This is a genomic window from Paenibacillus sp. E194 (genome assembly GCF_000935845.1).
GTDB lineage: Bacteria > Bacillota > Bacilli > Paenibacillales > Paenibacillaceae > Paenibacillus_B > Paenibacillus_B alvei_B.
In genome coordinates, this window is the sequence record NZ_JMDX01000015.1 from 1 (window position 1) to 22405 (window position 22405).

A 22405-nucleotide genomic window follows, 5' to 3' on the forward strand; every position below is an offset into this window, starting at 1 on the left:
CTTCCGCAAACCAGTAAGCTTCTCCTCCGCTGAATCGAGCTTGGCTCGGATATCCTTCTCACCGTCGGTGTACCCTTCCTCAAGCGCGGATTTCCGTGCCTTCTGGTAAGAGCTGCGCGCCCCAACATAATCCTGGGCCTCGAACTTCTTGTCCCCTTCCTGCACCCAGCTCATAATCTGCATGTACGTGCGTGAACGGTCTATTTTCTCCTCCAGCTGCTTATGATTGAACTCTTTGTATGGCTTTGCTTCCTCCTGCGCCTTCCCGTATTTGTCCAGCGCCTTCGCGAAGTCCTGTCCCTTGAAAGCTTCATCTCCATCCACCATAAGCTGCATCACGCGCTGCTTCTTCGCGAAAAAGTCCCGGTGGAACTTGTCCTTCAACCGAATCGCCATATTGCGCGCCTCACTGTAATCCTTAATGGCCTTCGGATAATCGCTATCCTTCATATACATGTCTGCACTTTTCTGATATTCGAGCATGTTCTCCAGATTCTCCGCTTTGATCGCCGCCTGCTTTACGAAGTAGAAAGTCGCGCCTCCGCCAACCAGCAGCAGCACGATCAGGGCCAACAGCCACTTCTTCAGCAAACGCCATTTACGCTTCGGATCCTCCTTGAACACCTTGTTCGCATATACAGCAACAGCCGTGTAATTGCTCACGGTTTGCCGCTGCTTGCTGAGCAGCACGTCTTCAAGCGTATCCGTGAAATCCTCTGGCTCCTTCGCATCCGTTAATCCGTCGACCATTTCCGTTGCGTTGACATCCTCCCACAAGCCAGGGGTGCACAGCAGCAGAACATCTCCTTCAGACAAAGGAACCTTTTTCGACACGTACGGCTCCAAACGCTCCGGCTGCCCCATATACTGAAGAAGATTGTGGCGTTCTTCATGAACCTCCATCGCTTCTTCCGAGATTTCTCCGGCATCCTTCATGGACTGTGCCAAGCTCTGATCCCTGCTGCGACCGAATAAGCGTCCGCCGCGAAAATGATACAGGCGGGCATTCCCCGCTGCCACCCAGCGAATCTTCGCATAATCTGTCACGACCAGAATCAGGCTTGCCTTAAGGCGCACGCGCTTGCTCTCCGTTCGCAGCCATTCATGCGCTTCCTGCATGTAATGCTTCAACCGCAGCGAAGACATCGTCGGCTTCTCCGTAAATCGACCAAGAATGCTCTTGACGACCATCTCGGCACTGTCCACTTCCATGTCCGAATCCAAGCCGTCCGCGATGACCCAGCAGGCCATATCATCCAGCTCCACATAGGCGAAATAGTCTTTATTATGTAGAAAAGAACCGGCCTCCGTCACGAAGCTGGTCTTAAAGTCGCTGTTCTCCTTTCTCATCCTTACCCCCGCTTCTCCTGTCCCATGATTCGCATACCTATCACGGAGCTCGTGTTCAAAAAGGAAATTCTCGCCTTCACACAATCAAAAGCGAGTAAAGTGGTCGATTCGATCTGTCTCTCTCAGAAATCTACCGAAGCCAGGAACAGCAGGCTTCATGCGTTATCCACGATGACAATGGTCGCATTGTCTTGATTGATCAATCTCTTCTGTTCGATCGCTTCGATGATCTCCTCGGCTGCATCGTGAGGTGAAATCGGCTTAGACAGAATCTGCTCCAATTCCACTTCCGTCATCGTGTTGTACACCCCATCGCTGCAGAGAAGGATCCGGTCTCCCGGCTGCAGCTTGAACGGCTCGCTGCCAATCTCGATGCTCTTGAAATTCTCATACCCCAAGTAATTGATGAGCCGCCTCTTCATCGGGTGCTCCATTGCTTCTTCCCTAGTGATCTGCCCCGTTAAGAAGCGTTCCTGCAGCACCGACTCCAAAATATGACGTTCATTCATGCGGATGAAATTGTCTTCCCGGAACACCATGATCATACTGTCACCCACAGCCCCCCAGTACAGGAGATCATCCGCAATGACGGCAGCTACCAGCGTCGTTCCTCCAGGAGCGCCCTTCAAATTCCGCAAAATTTCCGTATTGCTTATCTTGGCCGCCTTCGCGAAAAAGCTCTGGACTTCCCGAATATGCTCTAACTTGAGAAACTCTCGAATAAATACGGTCACCGCGAGCGTGCTCGCCATTCTGCCGTGCGCCAGGCCGCTTATGCCGTCCGCAAGTACGGCGGCCGTACCGTGTGCGGTCGTGACGCTGGCGAAATAATCGTCCTGCTCCTCACGGGCGCCAATCGTCTGCCCATTGCCGATCGGCATGCCGGACGCTGCTGGCTCAAGGTTCACTGTATCCAGCAGCAGCCGGCGCCGCACACCCAGCAGAAGCAGAATTGCAGCTGTACAAGTCAACACGATCAGATACGGTACCCAATTCTGTACATCCATTGTGGTCATCATCCCTAACCCATATTGTGATTCCACTCGAAATGTATGCCGCAGAGCGGAATGAAGATAAATTTGCTGCGACCAAGCTGAATAACGTCATACGCTGCCAACTCCACCGGCGAATAAACGGCTTCTTCGTTGTGATAAGCAAGTCCTGAGGCATCTCCTGGCAACAGGTAGAAATTGCGCTTCTTCGGATCATATACGATTACCGCATGATTTCTGCGCGAGATGGCATTGTCGCCCAAGATGCGAATATGCATCTCCTCTGCGCGCCCGATAAAATTCTTCTCCGCCATAATCCGATAGTCCTGACCAAGCTGAGGGCCCTCAATGCATACGAGCCAGCCGGTAACCGGCTCGATGCCGGTCGTTTCCCCTAGGTATGGCATCGTCTTCTCATTGTCCTCCACGCGCGGCGGCCTCTTCGCGTCCGCGTTTTGCGGCTGTTCCACCGATATGCTGCAATAAGGGCATATGCTTCCATGCTTCCTCGTACTGAACATGTGTCCGTTAGCGCATCTTGTCAGACTCATCTTTCTTCATTCCCCCGTCAATTTGAATAGTTCTCTTATGATCATGAAGTCAATATATCGTTCGTTATTTCGCCAGTAACCGCGTGTTGGCAATGCTGATGACATCTCCGGAATGAATCCGACATGGTTCCTCCGGCTCCAGTTGATTTGCCCTTTTTCCCCCAGCCGTTCGAATGCCAACCCCGCTGCGGGAATCAAGATCCTCGATGAACCATTGGCCCGAGGCATAATTGAGCACCGCATGATGCTTGCTAATAAGCGACGCATATTCCGAATCCGACAGATCTATGTCAACCTCGCCTTCTGCACCGGTTTTGCCGATAAGCAAGGATGTTTCGCCATGGATGTACCATTCCTTTACGCTCTCTCCCTCATCATTCAGGAGTACAAGCTTGGCAATGGTGTCGACTTCGTCCTGCCGGCCTGCTTCACGACTACCGGAACGTCGCGCCGCATACACGATTATCGAGATCGCCAGAAGGACTCCGACCGCCGCCTTCAGGACGGGATCGATGTTCCATATGTACACATATAACAGAGCAGCAACCACAATGGCTGCAACCCCTATATCAATGAGCGCGATCCACCCGCTCTTTCGATTGGCATGACGGTGAACTTGATCGCTGCTATTTTGCTTACTCACATCTCATTCCTCCGTTGCTTCGCTCAACTCATGTGCATCCCTTTTATCAAAAAAAAGCACCGTACCTAAAGCAAAACGATGGCTTTGCTAGCTTGTTCGGAGCTGTTCTCACATGTCACTCTGCCTCGTCATATTCGTCCGAAAATACCATACCGCGTGCGTATAGTCGCCGAAGCCGTACCCGAATTGCATAGGCAATCGGCAGAGCCACTCTATTTTTTCTTGTTCATACCGAAAAAGCGTTGGAACATCTCGGACGTATCTATCGGATTCCCCGCGTCCTTGCCGCCGTTCTGCATTGGCTTCTTCGTTTTCGGATCAAAGCCGAAAAATCGCGCGAAATTGGCTTCCACGTTCCGTGGATCAAAATCCGCCCGTTCTCCTGCCGCTTCTCCAGAAGCTGCATTTCTCCCTTTTGAATGGGTAGATTGATGATTTCGTCCGGAGTCTCGCTCCATGCCACCCAGCTTATCATCATAAGCCTTCCGTGCAGCCTCATCCTGAAGCACCGCGTAGGCTTCATGAATCTGCTTGAACCGTTGTTCCGCCTCGCTGCTTCCCCCATTCACGTCGGGATGATACTGCTTGGCGAGCCGCCGATATGCCTTCTTCAATTCTTCAGGCGATGCATGCCGCTGTACGCCCAGAAGTTCATAATAGTTCGTCATTCGCCTCGCCCCTGCCTTTCTAACGGTTTTCAACAAAATATTGCAATGGCTCTCACGAATTTCCCAGTGTACCGGATAAAAATATTAAGAGGCTGTAAGCCTCTTAATATTTGTTGTCCGCATTTCTGCCACCAGAACAGGCCGTACCTGCTTATACCGGGTAACCGCCATCGATTGTAGCCAGTTCGGTTTTGTCTTTCTTTTGTTTGATGTACAGCGTGAATGTACCTACGCCTTCCGTGTCCCCGTAAGTTTCGGAGTAGTCAACCACGAATGCGTTCGGGAAATACACTTTGCGCACCACTTGATCCGCAGCGACAACCTCAAGCGTCACCTTGCGGTAGCAGTCCGCCTTCTCGGCAGGAACGAGCGACCACAATGCCAGCTTCTTCGTGTCGTCAGCGTTGTCACCGTCAGTCGCCGTAATAATTTTGCCGGAAATGCGCAGCGTCGCGCCCACGTCCGTCGATCTTGCGTTGGAATCGTTCGGTGTGTCCGTGTCATACACAACTTTCTGAATGTTGTCCATGCCGAGCTCGATCGTTTCTGCGCCTTCTACTCTAAGTATGAATCCCATGAATTTTGCCTCCTTGAATGAAAATAATTTAGGTTCCGCAAGCATGGAATGCTTACGGGATTTATGTTGGAAGGCGCGCTTGAAGCACGCCTCTAACATACGCTTCCATATGCCAGCCAAGCTTCTAATCATTAGGCTTTAACTGGCGTAGTGCCCTTCGTGATCATGACTTCGAGATTCTTCACATTGCCGTTGAACACAAGATCGATATGGCATAGATTGCTCTTGTCGTCTATCACATAGGACATGTCATCCCCGTCTTGAATGATCGAGTTGACAAAGCCGCGCGTACCAAGCCACTTGCTCCTTTGGCTGCTCGGATTATTGCTGAAGAATTTCACGATGTTCTCATGCTTGAAGTCACCCGTCTGGAAGCGGAGAATCCGCTCGATATAGGTGCTGACAAGCGTTTTGTATATGGAATCAAAGCCATTCTCGGTCAACGCCATGCTTCTGGCCTTGTATACCGTGATTCGCTTGATGTCTTTATCCTGAAGCTGCGCATTCTCGGAAGAGAAGACGAAGCCAAAGTTTTTATAGTTGATCGCGTCTTTGATGTTGTTCGTAAATCCAGTAATCTCCTTCGCCATCGTCGTAACCGCGCGCAGCGCATGGTCGCTTACTTCAATATCGAAGCGTACGCCCGGATAGTCACGGCTGACGTTCTTGAACGATTCGCGCAAATATTCAGGACACTGATAGGCGGCAACGACCCCGGCAGCAACATAAGCGGCGCCTACGTACACGCCCTCGATCCACAGCTTCAAGATGTCTTCCTTATCTTGGGACAGCTTGACGCCGTCCTCCGTGTGGAGCATGCGGCTATCGATGACAACGCCGGACTTATCCTTCGGAATAATGGTGAAGTTCGGGATGCATGGAATGGCGAACTCGCTGTATTCCTTGCGAACCATGCTACTGCACTTGTCGATATACTTGTCGAGACCGGTGGTTGCCAGACTGTTGAAGGTCGTCTCTTCTCCAGATTCGAAGTTGAAGAATACCTGCACCTTATAGTCCTTCACGACTTGCAGAAGCATCGACAGCGATTCCATCGTGTTGCCTTCCTGCTTCACGGTCTTGCCGTTGCCGCGGAAGCGTTCACGGGACACTTTCACCTTGCCGGCCGATTCCAGCTCGACGGACGGCACGATCCCGAACCAGATCGTGTCAGAGAATTCATTCTTTGAGTTCACCGTGTTCAGATACGTCTCCAAGCGCGGAATATTGCTGCTCTTCACGGTCATATCCAGCTTCGCGTTCGTGATGAGCATGGACGGAAGCATTCCCTTGTTCTTGGTCGCATACTGATCGAAGAACATCCGTACGCCCAGTATCTTCTCCACGAGCGGCTTGACTGTTTTTACAAAGTCATCCTTCGCATTCTTGTAGAACTCCAAATACGTATTATAGTTTTGTACTTCCGTCTCCGTATCGACCTCGTTATGTACCGCTGGCAGCGGACAGAATGTACGCACTACCAAATCCTTCACGTAAGAAGACGGTGTCTCTGTAATGGATTCATAATCTTCGCCGAACACGTTCGAAAGCTCGGTACCGCTGTTGTCATCCAAGAGCATCAGCTCGGTATTGTCGCTCTTCGGCGCTTCAATGATCTTCAATTCGCCTGACTCACCGATCGTCAGCATGCCGATTTGGATCGCCTCGGCTTGATTCTCCTCCCGCGAGCCGCCCAGCAAGAGCCGTGTCTTGATATCTTCAATCGCGAGCGGCAGCATAGCCATCACGTTGTTGTAATTTTTGCTGGCGTCCTCGAACATCCCGTTCAGCTTATCGCCCAAATCAAGCTTCTTCGGATCCCCTTCATCCAGCTTGTCATACTGGCCGTACAAGTAATGGATTTCCTTGCGCACTTGGCGAATATCGTCCATCACCTTCTTCGGTGAAATCATGTCGAGCAAATTCTCGAACTTGAAATCGACGTTCGTAATTCCCTGACTGCGCTTCGTATCGATCAGGGTGAACAGCATTTTCAGGAAATCATTGTTCTGGTCGATCTTAATTTCCGAAATGCAGTCCTCGGCAATTCCTTCCGGCTTCTTCAGCGTATACATCACTTTCTGATTGGCTGCATTGTAGAACGAATACACGCTCGGAGAGAACTTGTCGAGGAACTCATCAAAGCTCCGAACAAGCAGGTGCTCGTTCACTTCCTTGATCTTGTCGTCACTGAGGCTGTCAATTCCTTTGACATCACCTACGATGGTCAGCAGATCCAGCATTTCCGGGTTAATCTCCTCGAAAAGCATGGCTCGGTTCGTTTGACTGATAATGTCCATAATGTCAGCACAAAAACGGCAACCAACTGAAACTTACGCTTGAACGCATAAGCTAGGACTGGTATGCACGGCTTCATGCTTCCTCCTCTCTATTTCGTTGCAATAGTCTTCTCGCACTAGATATGCAAGAGAAATCATACCTTCGCAAATACAGTTTCAATAATTTGGGTGATTAGTTCTATTTAAATCTTAGTGAGAACATCCCAAATTTGTCAATATTATTTATATATCGCTCAAATTCGCTATAAATCCCCTTGATTTACCCAAATCAAGAAAAAAATTTGTCGATAGCCCTTCACTTTTTGGTACTTATTTCCGATGATTTGAGATAGGATGACAGTACCAACTGCCCAGCACCACAGACACTGTTCCTCCTTTTCCCAAATATTTCGGTATAATCTAACAAATACTTTATATCACTGCAAAAAATATTTATATTTTTTGTTAAAAGGTGGGTATATAGCTTTTATGTATAGACGAAGTATTTTCAAATCTATGATTTTCCTGCTTACGACCTGCTTGTTATTTCTAACGTCATCATCCCTAATACCTATTCGCACTTCCCTAGCTCAGGCCGATTCGGCACAAGGAATCGATGCCGTATTCGTCATGGACGTCAGTTATTCCATGAACGAGACCGACAAGGAAGGCATTGCGTCGGAAGTCGTCAATATGTTCATGGACATGAGCGATTCGGAACGCACGCGTATTGGCTTCGTTGCCTATAACGACAGAATCGTGGCCTCGGAGCCGCTAACTTCTCTCGCTGAGCCCAGGCAGAAGGAGAAGCTGAAGCGTCAGATCAGCAGCTTGCGCCGCTATGGGTACACGGATCTAGGCCTCGGCTTGAAGAAGGGAGCCGAGATCGCGGGGAAAGGAACTGGACAAGGCCATAAGCCATTCATTATTCTGCTGTCCGACGGAGGCACCGACTTCGGCAATGCTTACACGGGCAGAACAATCGCCGACTCGAACCAAGACGTAGAGCGCGTCATTCAACAGGCGAACAAGCAGGGATACCGTATTTACACCATCGGCCTGAATCATGACGGCTCGGTGAATGAGAAGCAGCTGAAGACCATTGCCGCAAAGACCGGCGGCACTTCGTATGTCACGACAAGCGCAGAAGAGCTGCCTGATATATTCAACCGCATTTTCGCCGATCAAATCCAATCAGTTCTCGTACCGATCGCCGCGTTAACGGCCACTGGAGGCATGCAGGAAGTAAAGGTTCCTCTTCCGAACTCCAGCATGTCGGAAGCCAATCTCATTCTGCTGTCTCAGAGCCCTTTGCTGGAGTCTCAGCTCTATAACAGCACCAAGAATGCGCGATTCTATAAATCCAGCAAATATACGTTGATGAAGATTCCCGAGCCTCGCAGAGGCGAGCTGCTATTGAAGTTCAGGGGAGTGGCAGGCGATGTTGTAAAGGTGAACCTGCTTGGCAGCTATAACATGCGGGCAGGCGGGGAATTGACTTCCAAGGAAGCGACGAAAGGACTGCCGACAGCCTTCGCGGCTGGCTTGTATTCCCTATCAAACAAGCAGCCGTTGGAAGATAAGGATGTATACATGGACGTACAGGCAGAGCTTGTTATCACCAATCGTCAGACGAAGCAGAAAGAACGCGTGCAGATGACGAACAACGGGACAGGCTTCTCGGCGGAGCACCGCTTCCGGACATCAGGGAAATACGACTGGACTGTCGTCATGAATGGGCCTCATTTCTTCAGAGAAACCGCAGGCAGCATGCTCGAAATCGTCAATAAAGCGCCGGTATTGTCTGGACAGAATCAAATTGGCATCGTGAAGGAAGATGGCGAGGCGAAACTGAATTTCGGGGATTATTTCACCGATCCGAACGGTGATGAATTGACGTACAAGATTGTCTCCAGCGATCATAAAAATCGAATGGAGGCACGTGTAGACGGTGCGACGCTCTACCTGTCCCCGCTGCATTCCGGCTCTTCGGAAATAACCGTAACGGCAACCGACCCTGAGGGGGGAACGGTTACTGGAAAGCTGAACGTGCAGATTTCTTCGTTGTGGGAACGTTATTGGATTATCGGCGGCTCTGCTTTGGCTGCATTGATTGCTTTATTCGCACTATACATGCTGCTGCGTCCAAAGCCGACGTTCACTGGAAGGCTGGAAGGGTATTTCTTGAATACGGCAAGCGGCAACGAGGTTCCCGTTAAGTACTGGCCACTCACCTCTTTCGGCAAAACGCGAAAGGTGAGCCTCCAGCAGCTGTTTGCCCGCCTAGACGTGAATGAGCCATTGCCGGAAGCTGCCTATATCCTGTTCGAGGCTGGCAAGAACGGTACGCTCCGAATCAAGCACCGTACCAACTGTACGGTGGCCAAGGGACGTACGCCCGTTAAGCCGAACGATACGGAAACGCTTGAATACAATGATAAGCTGTACATTACGTTCGAGGATGGGATAACGGAGATCGAGCTGCGCTTCAAAGCTGTTAAGCAGGGCGCTGTATCGTATGCGGATTCGTCTGCAATGTCACGCTAAATGAAATCGACAACTGGCAGGGGCAATGGAAATAGATACAGATCAGTATCCCGGTTCAGTTTAGCAGAACCTAGATTTCAATAAGTAAATAAAGAGTCTGTCCCACATCGGACAGACTCTCATTATTTATAAATAAGGTATCGTTACGCCATGTTGCGCTTTATGCAGCAAATCTATAAATGCTACCTAACACACTATATTGATGTAAATCGTACAACATGACCTGTTGCGAACGTAGTTGCATCCATCTCCTACCTCTAAGCCTGCTTGCGATCATCCTGCTGCCGCGGCTTGTGCTTGCCGAGCAAGCACTCAACCATAGCCAGCAGAATTCGTTCCGCATGCAGTGCGGCCTTCATCTGCTTCATGGAAGCATGCCTCTTATCTGGGCGAACCGCTAGTCCCTTGCGAATAGTGCGCGCCATCAGTGGACTGACGCTGCGGTTTAGGCTTCTGACAGATTCCAGATTATCCTGGAACAAGCGCCTCGTCACATCATTCGGCGTGCGGCCGCTTAGGCAAAAATACATCGTAGCTGCAAAGCTGTATACGTCGGACGTGATTCCCTGCTGTGATTTTTCGGAATAGAATTCAAGCGGCGAATATCCCGTGCTCGTAAAAATCCGATGCCCCGTCTTCTCATAGTATATAGCAGAACCGAAATCGAGCAGCTTCGGCTGGCCGTCCTCTCCAATGATAATGTTCGCTGGCTTGATATCGCGATGAATGATGCCTTGCGCATGGACATATTCAAGCGCAGATGCGAGCGGCAGTATCGTATCGCGCAGGAAATCGGCCACGGAAACAAGCCTGCCTTCTTCAACAAACCGCTCAAGCGAGATGCCCTTGCAATACTCCATTATCATATAATGCGTCCCGTTCTCCTCAAAATAATCCACAAGACGAACGATGTTCGGGTGGCTCAATTGCTGCAGCATCTGTATTTCCATCAGGAAGGCCTCCCGCAGCTCATCATACTGCCGTTGAACAGAGGGTACACGGCACAGCACGGTTCGCTTGTCCAGATCGCGAAGAGCTACCTGCCTCGGGTAGAACTCTTTCACGATGACCGCTGTTCCGTCCTCCTGCTTCCGTCCCGCATATACATTGGCCATCTCGCTGCAAGCGATTACTTTCTTCACTTTATAGGAATGATGAAGCACAACATTTCGATTCAAACAAATGTCAGCATAATCCGGTTTCACGGTTTCCTCCAGAAGCTCTGGCCTGACTGGGACGAGGAAGTTGCAACGTCCGGCAGCAGACACGTAGTATCTATTATTGTAACACAATACCCAATATTTTCTATATTAGATTTATATGGTTTATCGAATTCTATGAGATAACGACCAAGAGAGATAATGCTTTGACCCTCAAACTTTTTCCATGATATAATCATGCCATTCTTTCCAATGAGGTGAAATGGATGTCATTCCGCAACGTTCGAGGTATGTAGGTTCCGGGCTGGGTCAAAACGCGTACCAGCTATCAAGGGGATAGTCTGCCCTTTTGACCTAACGGAACCAGAGAGCCGCGTAACGAAATGGAATCCATTCAGGAGGATATGCAGTTGTACAGTTCCTACCGATCTGACAACTCGTATGCCCCACCAATTTCACATACTATTGGAAGGCGGAATCAATATGAACTCTTTCGATTACAAACAATTTTATGATCAAGTAGGCAGGCTGAACGGTTGGGATTTCAGTCAAGTGAAATCAACTACAGAGGGGACGAATTGGGAGTTATTCCATGAGGCTGGCAAGCTGTGCGCCAAGTCGGACATCCTGCTCGACATCGGTACAGGTGGCGGTGAATCTGTGCTGCCGATCGCAGGTCAAGTGCTTCTGCTCGTTGGAATCGATGCTTCTGCAAGCATGGTCTGTACGGCACAAGCGAATCTGGCAGCAGCTCAGAAGCCCAATGTACGCTTTATGCAGATGAATGCAGAGCAGCTTATGTTCCCAGATCGACACTTCGACATCATCACATGTCGACATTCCGAATTCAATGCCGCAGAAGTTGCTAGGGTATTGACGGACGATGGCGTGTTCCTAACCCAACAAATCAGCGAAGGCAACAAGCTCAACCTGAAGCAGGCATTCAGCAGAGGACAAAGCTACGGTGTTCCTTCAGGCACCTTGCTGCGTCGATATCAGAAAGAGCTTGGCGAAGCTGGATTCATGAATATCCAATCCTATGAAATCAATCTGACACAGTATTATCAGACCGAAGAAGATCTGATGTTCATCCTTACACATACGCCAACGATACCGAACTTCGGGCAATTCGAGGACGATATGCGCATTTTCAAGCAATTCGTTGCCGACAATAGGACGGACAAAGGCATTCGTACGAATGAACAACGGTTCGCCATCGTTGCAAGAAAGCATTAATCCATCATACGAATTGAGCGATGACTCTTGTAGACCATCCTTGCGCATGTAGGATTATTTAATGGTAACTCTCGCACTTCATATACAATTCGTCATATAAATTAAAGCAGCCAAGGGCATTTATACCTTGGCTGCTTATTTAGTCGGCGAGCTTCTATCGATGTACAATCTAGACATGATTCACCTTATCTTGTACAGCATTCGGATTTCGCCTTATTGCTCGCGCTTTTCCCAACTCCAATAATATTTCATCTCTCTAAACGCAACATCCCACACCGTTTCATTTCCTTCAATGGTTATCGTTAGCTCATTTGCCTTTTCGAGATAAACTGTGAATATTTCCGGCTCATGGCGTTGATGTTCTGCAGACGCAGACAGGAACTCATGTCCATCAACGGACACACTTATTCTCCCCTGCAACTCCTTCTGATCGGGAACTCCATAATACAAGGAGAGATACAGCTCCTTATTTCCTAACGAATACGTGTATGTTTCCGTATTTTTGCCTTCAATACGATACACATTATATTTGGGTTCTACGGTTTGTCCGCCAATTTTGAAACTGTATGGTTTTGTGCCCATTGATGTATTTCCGGTGCTGTCTTTCAGTTCGTTCAACGCCACAAAGGGACCCAAATCATGGATGAACGCCTTGTCAACAATCCCGAAGCTCCCCCAAACCACAGTCATAAGGACAACAATGTAAATACTCGCGGCGGCTATATTTTTTCGGATATTTGCTGTACGAAAGCCAAGTTTGTACGCCCAGAATCCGACTGCTGCGCCTAATGAGTTTTCAATTACGTCATTAATATCGAAGGTGCCGAGCAATGTTAGTGCCTGAATCGTTTCAATCACGAGAATGGACAGGATGAACAATGCAATGAATCGAATAAAACTCGTTCGATATAACAACGGAATCAAAATGCCAAAAGGAATGAAAGCCGCGACGTTTCCAAAGCCCACCAAGTCCATCAGAGTAGGATGTAGAAGATCTGATACACTTGGCAGCCTAAAAAAACTGTCCGGTATAAGAATAAAGGTGTAACCATCCTTGTGATCTATGGTACCTACTCTACCGAAAGCTAGAAATATAAAATAAAGAATCAAAAATGTATAGCATATGGTTATGCCCAACATCATTTTACGCTGCTGTTTAGTCATGGTTTACTCCTTTATTAAAATATCCATTGTCAAACCTCCATAGCTATGGATATCATTTTATCTGTCTAAAATGACTTTCAAGTGACAGTGAAGGTGACAATCTAGTCACTTGCAGAGCCCGATTAAATCACTTTTTACTGCATATAAATCTCCTCAATTACTTGTATAAAATAAAAGCAGCCAAAGGAATTTATCCCCTGGCTGCTATCTTTACGTCATAATATGCTTACCGATAAGTCACCGTTGAACCGCAATACTCACAAGTTGAGGTGGAGCTAGGAGATACGCTCGTTTGTGCGCCGCAGCTAGAACATGCAATCATTTTCGGCAGCTGTGGTGCAGTCTGTGGTACAGTCGAACTAGCTGCTGCTTCCATTTCTGCACGACGAATCGGCTGCGCTGGAGGTTCCTCAACGATCTCCTCAATTGTTGGCGCATACGAAGGCATTGGCACAGGCTCCTGTTCGAAATAAGCTAGATGCTCTCTACTAAAGCGCTCCTGTGACCTTTTCTCCAATCCTGATGCTGCCCACCAGAGCAATACCCCCGGTGTGAAAAAGAGCAGCGCAAAAAGAGCAGCCAACCTGAACTTATCTCCTTGCGTCGACCAGTTCACGATCATACCAAACCATACGATCCCATATAAGAACATAAGAAATCCTCCTGCAAATCGCAGGAATGATTGGAAGGCCATGCTAGGCGGATTAAGCCCTAGCTGTCGCAATTGCTCGCGTTCATCTGCTTTTTTCTTCATACTGCCCCCTATTTTTCGGAGCACCAATCCAGGTAGAAGAAATACAAGCAGACATACCATTAGATAATCTTTCCGAAACATAGATCGATCCATAAGCATCCCAAGGATACTAAGTACAAGCGCAAATATGAGAAAACCGCCGCAAAATTTCAAAAAAGAACCGATCTTTCCCCTCATTCCGCTAAACCTCCTATCACCTATCACACCAAACCTTCACATTCCGTATAGTTCATATCCGCTAAAAACGGCATTCCGATTCATATGGCCCGCCATTTACAGGCATATAACACTCATTATAAATAACATCCAATGGAGAGGCCAACCTAATTGTGGAAAAAGAATTGCAGAACAAAAGAAATAGACCTCCAGCCAAGCTTGCCATGACTAAAGGTCTAGAGAACTTGCAAAAATGAACATGCATCCGATTGCGAATGCGCGGCCGAAAGCTGTATCCGGCCAACGATTTCCGAATTTACGAACATGCGAACTTTACTTGCCGCACTGCTGGGAAATCTCTACGCTCTAGGGCTCTAGAGCCTTAGGACATTCCCTCTCTGACGTTCTTCTCTTGCAGTTTCATCCGATATTCAAGCGGTGTCATCTGATTCTGCTTCTTGAAGAAGCGAATGAAGGCCAGTGCCGAATTATAACCAAGTGCGGACGCGATCTCATTGACCCTCTTCGAGGTGTTAAGCAGCCATTCCTTCGCCTGCAGATTGCGATAATCATTGATGTAATCGGATATACCGATGCCTGTCATTTGCTTATATAGTCTAGATAAGTAGGAAGGATTCAACCCTACCTCATTCGCAATCGCAATCAGCGAGATATCATGGGTTAAATTATTGGCAATGTACCGATGAACTCGCTTGATCAGCTCACCTGGAACTTGTTCTTCTCTTCCTTCTTGCCGCTCGAACAAATGATCAGCAAGTTCCCAGAAATATTTCTTCATATCAAGCCATGTGAATGACTCCTTCTTCTGGTACAAGAAACTAATATCCATCTTCGCGCCAACCTCTTGCTTCAACTTCGGATTCTCTCCTAAATGGGATAGGAACAGCGCCGACAAGGAATGATACAACGCCATCTTCCGAGCATAGCTGCTCTCCTCCTCATTGTTCCAATCCTTCGTAATGCGCAGGAACAATTCATAAAACTCCTTGCGATGATTGTTCTCCAGACATTTCAGCAGCAGTTGAATTCGGTTATGTTGAAAGTAATCTTGTGTATCCGTGCCGTCCCCGCATTCTTGCATTTGCAGAATATCGGAATCCGTCAAAATAACTTCGTTAGGCAGCCGCTCCCCTGACACGAAGCAATATTTCAGCATCTGGAATCGTTCCGCCACACTTGCCCATTCCGTCGATGTACTGCTGAGTGCGAAGGATACCGTTACTTGCAGAAGGCGCTGACAGGTCTGTTGAATCATGCCCATGACTCCGTTCAGGCGAGCCTGCGACGATTTCCATATTTCCGATTCAGACATCACATCCTCATGAGACTCATAACTGGAATAGGAATAACGATGATTGCCGACTTGCGTCATTCGCGGCTGCAGCAGCCATACAAGCTTGGAATGCTCGAATGGGCAGGAAAAGAATTCCATATACGGGGTGACATACTCCTCGACGATATTCTGAACGCCATACAGCAATAAGGATTTATCAAGTGAACTGAAGGAATTCTTCCAAGCATCTACCTTGCCAACCACCATCATGACAGGCAGATCGGCACGCAGCGGAATATCATATTCTTGAAAATGACGCTCAATCCCTCTCAGCATCTCCGCCTTGCCCTCTAGAAGCTCCCATACATATTCTCTCTGCAGCAGCGGCAGCGCTTGCCGCATCCGATAATGCGCCTGCTCCAGCCTACGCATCTGCTCACATTCCTTGTTAAGCTGAGCAATGGCCCGTTCAACGGCAGCAATAATCTTCTCATCGCTCTCAATTTTCAAGATATAGTCGAATCCGCCAAGAACCATAGCACTTTGCACATACTGGAAGTCATTATAGCCCGTCAAGAAAATCACTTTACAGTTCGGCCAACTCTGCTTAATATTTTGAAGCAGCTCAATCCCTTCCAGGCCAGGCATTTTAATATCAGAGATAACAATATCTATGGGCGAAGAGGACTTACGCATTATATCCAATGCCTCTTCACCCGAATACGTTTTCAAAATATCGAGTTCAAGATGTTCCATGCCCTGAAATAACTCCAGCAGACCATCCACGATAATAGGCAAGTCGTCCACGATTAGCATTCGTCGCATATCGATCTCCTCCTTTATTCAAGCCCCAGATGTATACGTACCTTCAGTCCGCCAAGTTCAGAACGCGACAATTCCAATCCATATGACTCTCCATAGCGAAGCTGTATCCGCCTGTGTACATTAATTAGCCCTGTCGTCTCATCGATGTGATTGGTACAATTGGCAAGGCGATTGCGAAGCTCATTCAGCTTCTCATCGTCTAAGTCAACTCCATTATCTTCGACACTGATCACAACTCCATCTTCAACCTGTTCGCTGTGCACCCACAACTCTCCTGCTCCACGCATATTGCCGAATGCATACTTATAGGCATTCTCAATGATCGGCTGCAGCACAAGACGCGGTACACGTATTGGCTGGCTCTCGATGTCGAGGAACACTTGAATCCGATCCCCATAGCAGATCGATTGCATCTCCACATAGGTCGAGGAATGCTTCACTTCCATCTCTAGCGGAATTTCATCTTCATCGTTCCGGGTAATGAAATGAAAATACTCGCCGATATACAAGCAGAATTGGTATGCCTTCTCTTTGTCCTCCGACTTAATAAGCCGGCACAGTACAAAGAAGCAATTGTACAAGAAATGGGGATTGATTTGCGATTGAAGCCGCTTCAGTTCCGAGCGCTGGCTTCGAATTTGCTGCTCGTAGTTCTGTTCAATGAGTGTTTTCAACGAGTGCACGGTATCATTGAACGCCTGATACAAATATCCGAACTCATCATGACCGCGATCAATCGGAACAGGCGTCAAGTTAAGCTGCTTCACCCGCCTGAACGCATGAATGAGCTTCATGAGCGGTCGATACATGAGCTTCATCAAGGAGTAAGAGAAAAACAGCGCTACCACAACAGCCAATCCACATGCCCACCAGAACCATTGCCGATACTTCTGAATCGGCCCCAGAACGGTTGATTCCGGTATGCAGGTTACAGAGTAAGAACTCCAAACGGCAGAATACTTGTAAACGGTCAAATATCGCTCTCCGTCATACTCTACGATGTCGTAGCCTTCGCGCTTCTCTTCCTTCCATTTCTGTTGAATAAACTCCTTCATTGAATCGTACAGTGTCGACTGTTCATTGCTGCGAATATCCCATCCGTGCTCTACATTCAGCAGCATCGTCTCTCCATTCAGAGAGCCCGCAATCTGATCGAGTGCTTCCTTGATCTTTCTAACAGACAGTTCTGCACCAACCATATAGATTGGCTCCTTGAATGTAGTGGTCGGGTATTGCAGGGTAATAAAAAGTCGATCGTTCCAGTATATGAACGGCTTGCTGTAGAAAGGACTCTCATGCTGCATGGCAGCAAATTCCTCTCGATTGAGCGTCGTGTCATATTGCTGACTGAGCAGCGTACGGTCAATTTTCGGTACGTATGCCTTGGCTTCGCGAATAAACGGACTTGAATTCTTCATGAGCTCCAAACGCTTCTGAATAAGCGTAATGTTGTTGGCCCGCTCATAGTCAGTCAGATCCATTCCTAACGCCGCCAACTCCAGCAAATCGTTGTCCGTTACATAGTTCGGCAAGTAACGGATAATTCGTTCAACTTCCTTATCGAGCGAGTCGAGGTAGAAGCTTGTGGTATTTAAGGTAGAACGCGATACTTCCCGCTGAATGCTATTAGCTCCCCGCTCATTGATGAATAACGTAATCATCATGAGGGGGAGCAATACGATTAGAAATACAGCCATGATCTTCATGAAGATGGAAGAGTCTTTTAAGCGGAATAATAGTTTCATCGTATTTTCTCCCTACATTTGGAGGTTTCGGCTACTATTATTCTTTGACACTTCCCATTACAATTCCTTTAATGAAGAATCGCTGTAAGAATGGATATATAATTAGAATTGGGAATGCAGCAACGAAGATCTGGGCTGCCTTACTTGTACGATCAGACAGCTTCTGCATCAATTCAATCTCTTCAGGCTTCAGGTAGCGCAAGTCCATCTTAATAATGATTGACTGCAGGAATGTCTGCAGTGGGTATTTGTCCGGATGGCTCATCAACAGCATACCGTCGAACCAGCTGTTCCAGTGCCACACGACTGTAAAGAGCCCCGTTGTTGCCAATGCCGGAATCGAAAGCGGCGCATAGATTTTCCACAACGTTGTGAAATGCCCTGCTCCATCAATCTTCGACGATTCCTCCAGCTCCTTCGGTAAGCCGCGATAGAAGTTAAGCAGGAGAATAATATTGAATACTTGAACCGCATTCGGTAGTATCAAAGCCCATATCGTATCTATAATACCGACTGCTTTAACAGTCATATACCATGGAATCAAGCCGCCGTTGAACAATATCGTGAATACGAATATCCATACATATACGGTTCGCATACGGAACTGTGATGTCTCTTTCGACAATGGATATGCGGTCATGATCGTCAAGAACATACTGAAGGCTGTACCCAATATTGCACGCTCAACTGTGATCCCGAAGGCGCGCAAATATTCCGGTTTGCCGAATACGTTCTGATATGCCGCAGTTGTGAATTCAACCGGCCATAACAGTACTTTACCAGCAGATGCCGCTGACCCCGAACTGAAGGACACGGCTAATATATGAACGAGCGGCAACAGGCATAATATCGAGATGATGGCAAGAAACAGAAAGTTGAACCCGAGAAAAATGCGTCGGCCTAACGACTTTTTCATAACGATGATCGTCCTCCTTGACTAGAATATGCGGTAATTGGCGAAGCGATAGGCCATGAAATACGATACGGTAATGAGAACAAAGGAAACAACCGACTTCAGCAGTCCAACCGCTGTGGCAAAGCCATACTGTGATTCCACGACACCCATTCGATAGACGAAGGTATCAATAATATCTCCACTCTCGTATACTTGTGGATTGTACAAGTTGAATATCTGATCGAATCCAGCATTCAATACATTACCGATGCTGAGCGTAAGCATGAGTACGATAATCGGCAGCATGCCCGGTAAGGTAACATATAAGGTCTGCTTCCACCGTCCAGCCCCATCAATTTCCGCAGCCTCATACAACGCAGGATTAATCCCTGTAAGCGCCGCCAAATAAATGATTGTCCCGAAGCCAAATTCCTTCCACACGTCTGTAACGACCATGACATAAGGGAACCAGTTATTATCTCCCAAGAAGAAGATTGGCTTGATCCCGAACAAACCGAGAAATTGATTCACAACCCCTGTAGATGGGGAAAGAACATCAATGACAATACCGCTAAGCAAGACCCAAGATAAGAAGTGCGGCAAGTATACTAACGTCTGGAACGTCCGCTTCACCCATTCTTTGCGGAGTTCATTCAAGAGAATGGCGATCGTGATCGGCACGACCAAGCCAGCGGTAATCTTCATGACAGCGATATAAATGGTATTGAAGAAGATGCGTCCGATATCTGGATAATCCAGCAGGAACTTAAAGTTCTTCCATCCCACGAATGGCGATCCCAGCAGCCCCTTTGTCGGGATATACTTCTGGAATGCCATCAAAATGCCCATCATGGGGATGTAGCTAAACACAATGATGAAAATCAGCGCGGGAATGAGCATCATATGCAACGGCCATTCTCGCTTCCACATCCGAGATAATTGTTTCATTCTGCTCCACCTACTTGTAGTTATAATTTATAAAGAAGAGATTGCCTCATATCTAATGAAGAACTATCTTAATTGTAGTTGCAGCACAAACCCCATACCATATACTGGTCTTTACTTCTATATACAACTGTTGCGTTTCCACATGCTCCTGTATGCTTTAAGCCAATGGAACCACATCCGATCTGCGTATTTACAATGCTTTGCGGCGGTGACTAGCACAATAAAAAAAAGAGAGCGGAACATGCTCCGCTCTCCCCATGAAATTATTTATTTGCTGCGTACCACTCGTTTACTTCCTTCGTCATGTCATCGCCGCCAAGCTTCTTCCAGTCCTCAACAAATTTATCGAACTCGTCGACAGGAGCTTGGTTCATGATGATCTTCATGAAGATTTCATCACGCTTGCGAAGCAAGAGCTCTTGCTTCTCAACCATTGTAGGTGTTGGAGCGCCGTAGAATTTGTTGCGGTGGAACAGGTTGTGCTCCTTCAAATATGGCGTGTTGGATACCGCACCATTTGGACCGGAAATCAATATCTCCCACCACATGCTAATATCTTCACCGTTTACATACTTCATTGCACGAGCATAGCGCCCTTTTTGGTCTTTCGTTTGCAGCAAGCTTTCATCCTTCGTCTCGATTGCCTTCGGCAAGATTTCACCGTTGTTGTTCCCTTGGTTGAACGCCATAACTGGGCTCAATTGCCAGTAGTTATTGCCGCTCTCCTTCATGCTCTTTCCGAACTCGTATACCTTTTGCGCTTCTGTCGGATGGTTATCAATTTCGATCCAATTGTTCAACAGTTTAATCATTGCCTCTGGATTCTTCGCTTTCTTCGATACAACGTTATATTTATCTGTACCTAATTCACTCTGTGTGGACGCTTCCGTACCATCGATGGATGGTAGACGGTATACTTTCCAATCTTGAACAACCTTGCCGTCCTTGACTGCACCTTGAGCCAAATGAGCCGGAGTCCACTCCGCGCCATAGAGAACGCCAATTTGGTTGTTGAAGATCATTTCAGAAGCCTTCATCATGTCTTTAACTGCAAACTCTGGATCAATCAGACCCTTCTTGAACAAATCTTGCAGGGAGCGAAGGGCTTCCTTCATTTCAGGCTGGATATCACTATACATCAATCCGCCCTTGCCATCATCCATCCACTGCTTCAAGTAAGCATGGTAGCCGTTCAAGAAGCCGATTAGACCAAGCGCACCATCATCAAATTTCTTATTCAACGCAAGACCGTAGGATTTGCCAGTACCTCCTGGATCCTTAGTCGCAAACGCTTCCATAATTTTAATCAAGTCTTGCATCGTCTTCGGTTCAGGCAGATTCAGCTTCTTCATCCAGTCCGCACGAACCCAGACGAATTGAGGCGTGAACGCAGTACCCGACTCCGGAATACCCATCAGCTTGCCGTCGAATGTAGCGGATTTCATCTGAAGGCCACCATCGCGCGTCAAAAATTCCTTGGTTTCGTCTGTCGCGTATTTGTCATACACTTCAGTCAAATCTTGAATCATGTCTGCTTCGATGAGCTGCTGCAGTTGAGCTGCTGTAGCTGGGAAGAAGTCTGGCAAGTCATCAGTTGCAATCGCCATCTTCAGCTTCTCTTGGAACTGAGGTCCACTTACAACCCCATCCACGATCCATTTATTCGTGACTTTGACGCCAATATCTTTTTCAAGTGCATCATACACGGCGTTCTTGTCGTACGTTTCACCTGCATCAAATTTCAAATACGGATCCTTCGCACGAACCGTAGATGCTTCAATTACTGTATTTTCTGGTTTTTCAGCTGGTTTCTCTGCTGTTGTATTTTCTGCTGGTTTATCTGATGTTGGCTGAGATGTTTCAGCTGTCTTGCTTGTGCAAGCTGTTGCGACGAGACTCAAGATAAGCGTAAGTGCTAGTAACATATTCCGCATTCTTTTCACGTCTGACCCTCCTAATATGTGTATTGAAGACCCACTTCTAATTGTAGATACAGTTCGAAGGGCATTCCATATACTGGTCTTTACTTCTATATACAACTGTTGTGGTGCACATGATTTGTCGCCCGTTGTTCCGCATCCATCTAAATGGAATCTTAGACTATGGTTTCTAGTACAGGCAGATGCCTGTCAGGGAATACCGTCGAAGCGATTTCCCCAATTCGTCTAGCCCCCATTCGTACGTAAAAAGGCTCCGCATGGGGATCGCTATGTACGAGCACCGCGCGTATTCCCAGATCCCTAGCAGCGTCGATCATGCGATTCCATAACGCTTGTCCATATCCGCGACCGATGGCCTTCGGATGAATGAACAAATAGGTTACTAAACCCCTGTCCCTCTGAGAAAGATCCTGTTCGAGCGCAATGAATCCTTGAATCAGCTGATTCTCCTCGGCAACAAATATTTGAGCGGCTGTAAGATGCGCCTCGGTAATCGTCAAGTCCTCTAGGCAAGCTTCCATAAATGTTCCATCATAACCCCAGTATGCCTTGGATGCATAAGCAAGCTCACTAAGTATACGAACATCCTGCACTACGGCTTGGCGTATATACACCATCCCTTGTCTCCCCTTTTATGAATGGTAATTGTTGTGAAGTGCTGCTGCATTTATTGTACCTGAC

Annotated in this window: 18 protein-coding genes; 2 read left to right on the forward strand and 16 right to left on the reverse strand. The window is 47.7% G+C overall.

All coding sequences use genetic code 11. The features are described 5' to 3' along the window. The 7 genes from AZ66_RS03655 to AZ66_RS03685 all read right to left on the reverse strand — a co-directional run. On the reverse strand, positions 1 to 1350 hold a 1350-nt coding region (locus tag AZ66_RS03655), incomplete at its 3' end, for a PP2C family protein-serine/threonine phosphatase (RefSeq protein ID WP_044353627.1). 155 nt (positions 1351 to 1505) lie between these two features. Further along, complete coding sequence (locus AZ66_RS03660; protein ID WP_197081648.1) at positions 1506 to 2357, reverse strand: PP2C family protein-serine/threonine phosphatase; 852 nt, start codon at positions 2355 to 2357, stop codon at positions 1506 to 1508. A gap of 14 nt (positions 2358 to 2371) precedes the next feature. Beyond that, a complete protein-coding gene (locus tag AZ66_RS03665) occupies positions 2372 to 2893 on the reverse strand; it encodes an FHA domain-containing protein (protein WP_036620547.1) in 522 nt (173 codons plus the stop codon). A gap of 64 nt (positions 2894 to 2957) precedes the next feature. Continuing rightward, the gene (locus AZ66_RS03670) at positions 2958 to 3536 is read right to left on the reverse strand and encodes an FHA domain-containing protein (protein WP_044353629.1); all 579 of its coding nucleotides are present in this window, start codon (positions 3534 to 3536) and stop codon (positions 2958 to 2960) included. 212 nt (positions 3537 to 3748) lie between these two features. Continuing rightward, positions 3749 to 4204: a J domain-containing protein gene (locus AZ66_RS03675; RefSeq protein WP_044353630.1), complete on the reverse strand. Its 456-nt coding sequence runs from the start codon at positions 4202 to 4204 to the stop codon at positions 3749 to 3751. Positions 4205 to 4355: 151 nt separating this feature from the next. After that, complete coding sequence (locus tag AZ66_RS03680) at positions 4356 to 4781, reverse strand: hypothetical protein (protein ID WP_021255435.1); 426 nt, start codon at positions 4779 to 4781, stop codon at positions 4356 to 4358. A gap of 131 nt (positions 4782 to 4912) precedes the next feature. Continuing rightward, the gene (locus AZ66_RS03685; RefSeq protein WP_044353631.1) at positions 4913 to 7081 is read right to left on the reverse strand and encodes a hypothetical protein; all 2169 of its coding nucleotides are present in this window, start codon (positions 7079 to 7081) and stop codon (positions 4913 to 4915) included. A gap of 468 nt (positions 7082 to 7549) precedes the next feature. Here AZ66_RS03685 and AZ66_RS03690 point away from each other — a divergent pair, with 468 nt between their 5' ends. Further along, on the forward strand, positions 7550 to 9607 hold the full coding sequence (locus AZ66_RS03690; protein WP_044353632.1) for a VWA domain-containing protein: 2058 nt from the start codon (positions 7550 to 7552) through the stop codon (positions 9605 to 9607). Between the two features lie 257 nt (positions 9608 to 9864). On the opposite strand, the gene AZ66_RS03695 is transcribed toward AZ66_RS03690, so the two are convergent. Continuing rightward, positions 9865 to 10812: a serine/threonine protein kinase gene (locus tag AZ66_RS03695; protein ID WP_044353633.1), complete on the reverse strand. Its 948-nt coding sequence runs from the start codon at positions 10810 to 10812 to the stop codon at positions 9865 to 9867. Positions 10813 to 11250: 438 nt separating this feature from the next. Between AZ66_RS03695 and AZ66_RS03700 the strand changes: the two genes are divergently transcribed. Continuing rightward, complete coding sequence (locus AZ66_RS03700) at positions 11251 to 12003, forward strand: class I SAM-dependent methyltransferase (protein WP_044353635.1); 753 nt, start codon at positions 11251 to 11253, stop codon at positions 12001 to 12003. A 213-nt stretch (positions 12004 to 12216) separates the two neighbouring features. On the opposite strand, the gene AZ66_RS03705 is transcribed toward AZ66_RS03700, so the two are convergent. From AZ66_RS03705 to AZ66_RS03740, 8 genes are all read right to left on the reverse strand, one after another. Then, on the reverse strand, positions 12217 to 13167 hold the full coding sequence (locus AZ66_RS03705) for a VanZ family protein (protein ID WP_044353636.1): 951 nt from the start codon (positions 13165 to 13167) through the stop codon (positions 12217 to 12219). Between the two features lie 226 nt (positions 13168 to 13393). After that, positions 13394 to 14098 carry a hypothetical protein gene (locus AZ66_RS03710; protein WP_044353637.1) on the reverse strand — a complete coding sequence of 235 codons (705 nt, stop codon included), beginning with the start codon at positions 14096 to 14098 and terminating at the stop codon, positions 13394 to 13396. Between the two features lie 361 nt (positions 14099 to 14459). Beyond that, positions 14460 to 16196, reverse strand: coding sequence for a response regulator transcription factor (locus tag AZ66_RS03715; protein ID WP_044353638.1), 1737 nt, complete (start codon positions 16194 to 16196; stop codon positions 14460 to 14462). Between the two features lie 14 nt (positions 16197 to 16210). Next, positions 16211 to 17941, reverse strand: a complete 1731-nt coding sequence (locus AZ66_RS03720; RefSeq protein ID WP_044353639.1) for a sensor histidine kinase — start codon at positions 17939 to 17941, stop codon at positions 16211 to 16213. A gap of 37 nt (positions 17942 to 17978) precedes the next feature. Continuing rightward, a complete protein-coding gene (locus tag AZ66_RS03725; protein ID WP_021261094.1) occupies positions 17979 to 18857 on the reverse strand; it encodes a carbohydrate ABC transporter permease in 879 nt (292 codons plus the stop codon). A 21-nt stretch (positions 18858 to 18878) separates the two neighbouring features. Further along, positions 18879 to 19784, reverse strand: a complete 906-nt coding sequence (locus AZ66_RS03730; RefSeq protein WP_021261095.1) for an ABC transporter permease — start codon at positions 19782 to 19784, stop codon at positions 18879 to 18881. A 263-nt stretch (positions 19785 to 20047) separates the two neighbouring features. After that, entirely contained in the window at positions 20048 to 21718 is a 1671-nt protein-coding gene (locus AZ66_RS03735; protein ID WP_442950269.1) for an extracellular solute-binding protein, read from the reverse strand. Between the two features lie 161 nt (positions 21719 to 21879). Then, entirely contained in the window at positions 21880 to 22341 is a 462-nt protein-coding gene (locus tag AZ66_RS03740; RefSeq protein ID WP_231586716.1) for a GNAT family N-acetyltransferase, read from the reverse strand. Positions 22342 to 22405 lie beyond the last annotated feature (64 nt).

Excerpts from the sequence above, each read along its gene's own strand:
- AZ66_RS03660 (WP_197081648.1), bottom strand. The coding sequence starts at position 2,357 with ATGGATGTACAGAATTGGGTACCGTATCTGATCGTGTTGACTTGTACA.
- AZ66_RS03665 (WP_036620547.1), bottom strand. The coding sequence starts at position 2,893 with ATGAGTCTGACAAGATGCGCTAACGGACACATGTTCAGTACGAGGAAG.
- AZ66_RS03675 (WP_044353630.1), bottom strand. The coding sequence starts at position 4,204 with ATGACGAACTATTATGAACTTCTGGGCGTACAGCGGCATGCATCGCCT.
- AZ66_RS03680 (WP_021255435.1), bottom strand. The coding sequence starts at position 4,781 with ATGGGATTCATACTTAGAGTAGAAGGCGCAGAAACGATCGAGCTCGGC.
- AZ66_RS03685 (WP_044353631.1), bottom strand. The coding sequence starts at position 7,081 with ATGGACATTATCAGTCAAACGAACCGAGCCATGCTTTTCGAGGAGATT.
- AZ66_RS03690 (WP_044353632.1), top strand. The coding sequence starts at position 7,550 with ATGTATAGACGAAGTATTTTCAAATCTATGATTTTCCTGCTTACGACC.
- AZ66_RS03700 (WP_044353635.1), top strand. The coding sequence starts at position 11,251 with ATGAACTCTTTCGATTACAAACAATTTTATGATCAAGTAGGCAGGCTG.
- AZ66_RS03705 (WP_044353636.1), bottom strand. The coding sequence starts at position 13,167 with ATGACTAAACAGCAGCGTAAAATGATGTTGGGCATAACCATATGCTAT.
- AZ66_RS03710 (WP_044353637.1), bottom strand. The coding sequence starts at position 14,098 with ATGAGGGGAAAGATCGGTTCTTTTTTGAAATTTTGCGGCGGTTTTCTC.
- AZ66_RS03715 (WP_044353638.1), bottom strand. The coding sequence starts at position 16,196 with ATGCGACGAATGCTAATCGTGGACGACTTGCCTATTATCGTGGATGGT.
- AZ66_RS03720 (WP_044353639.1), bottom strand. The coding sequence starts at position 17,941 with ATGAAACTATTATTCCGCTTAAAAGACTCTTCCATCTTCATGAAGATC.
- AZ66_RS03725 (WP_021261094.1), bottom strand. The coding sequence starts at position 18,857 with ATGAAAAAGTCGTTAGGCCGACGCATTTTTCTCGGGTTCAACTTTCTG.
- AZ66_RS03730 (WP_021261095.1), bottom strand. The coding sequence starts at position 19,784 with ATGAAACAATTATCTCGGATGTGGAAGCGAGAATGGCCGTTGCATATG.
- AZ66_RS03735 (WP_442950269.1), bottom strand. The coding sequence starts at position 21,718 with ATGCGGAATATGTTACTAGCACTTACGCTTATCTTGAGTCTCGTCGCA.
- AZ66_RS03740 (WP_231586716.1), bottom strand. The coding sequence starts at position 22,341 with ATGGTGTATATACGCCAAGCCGTAGTGCAGGATGTTCGTATACTTAGT.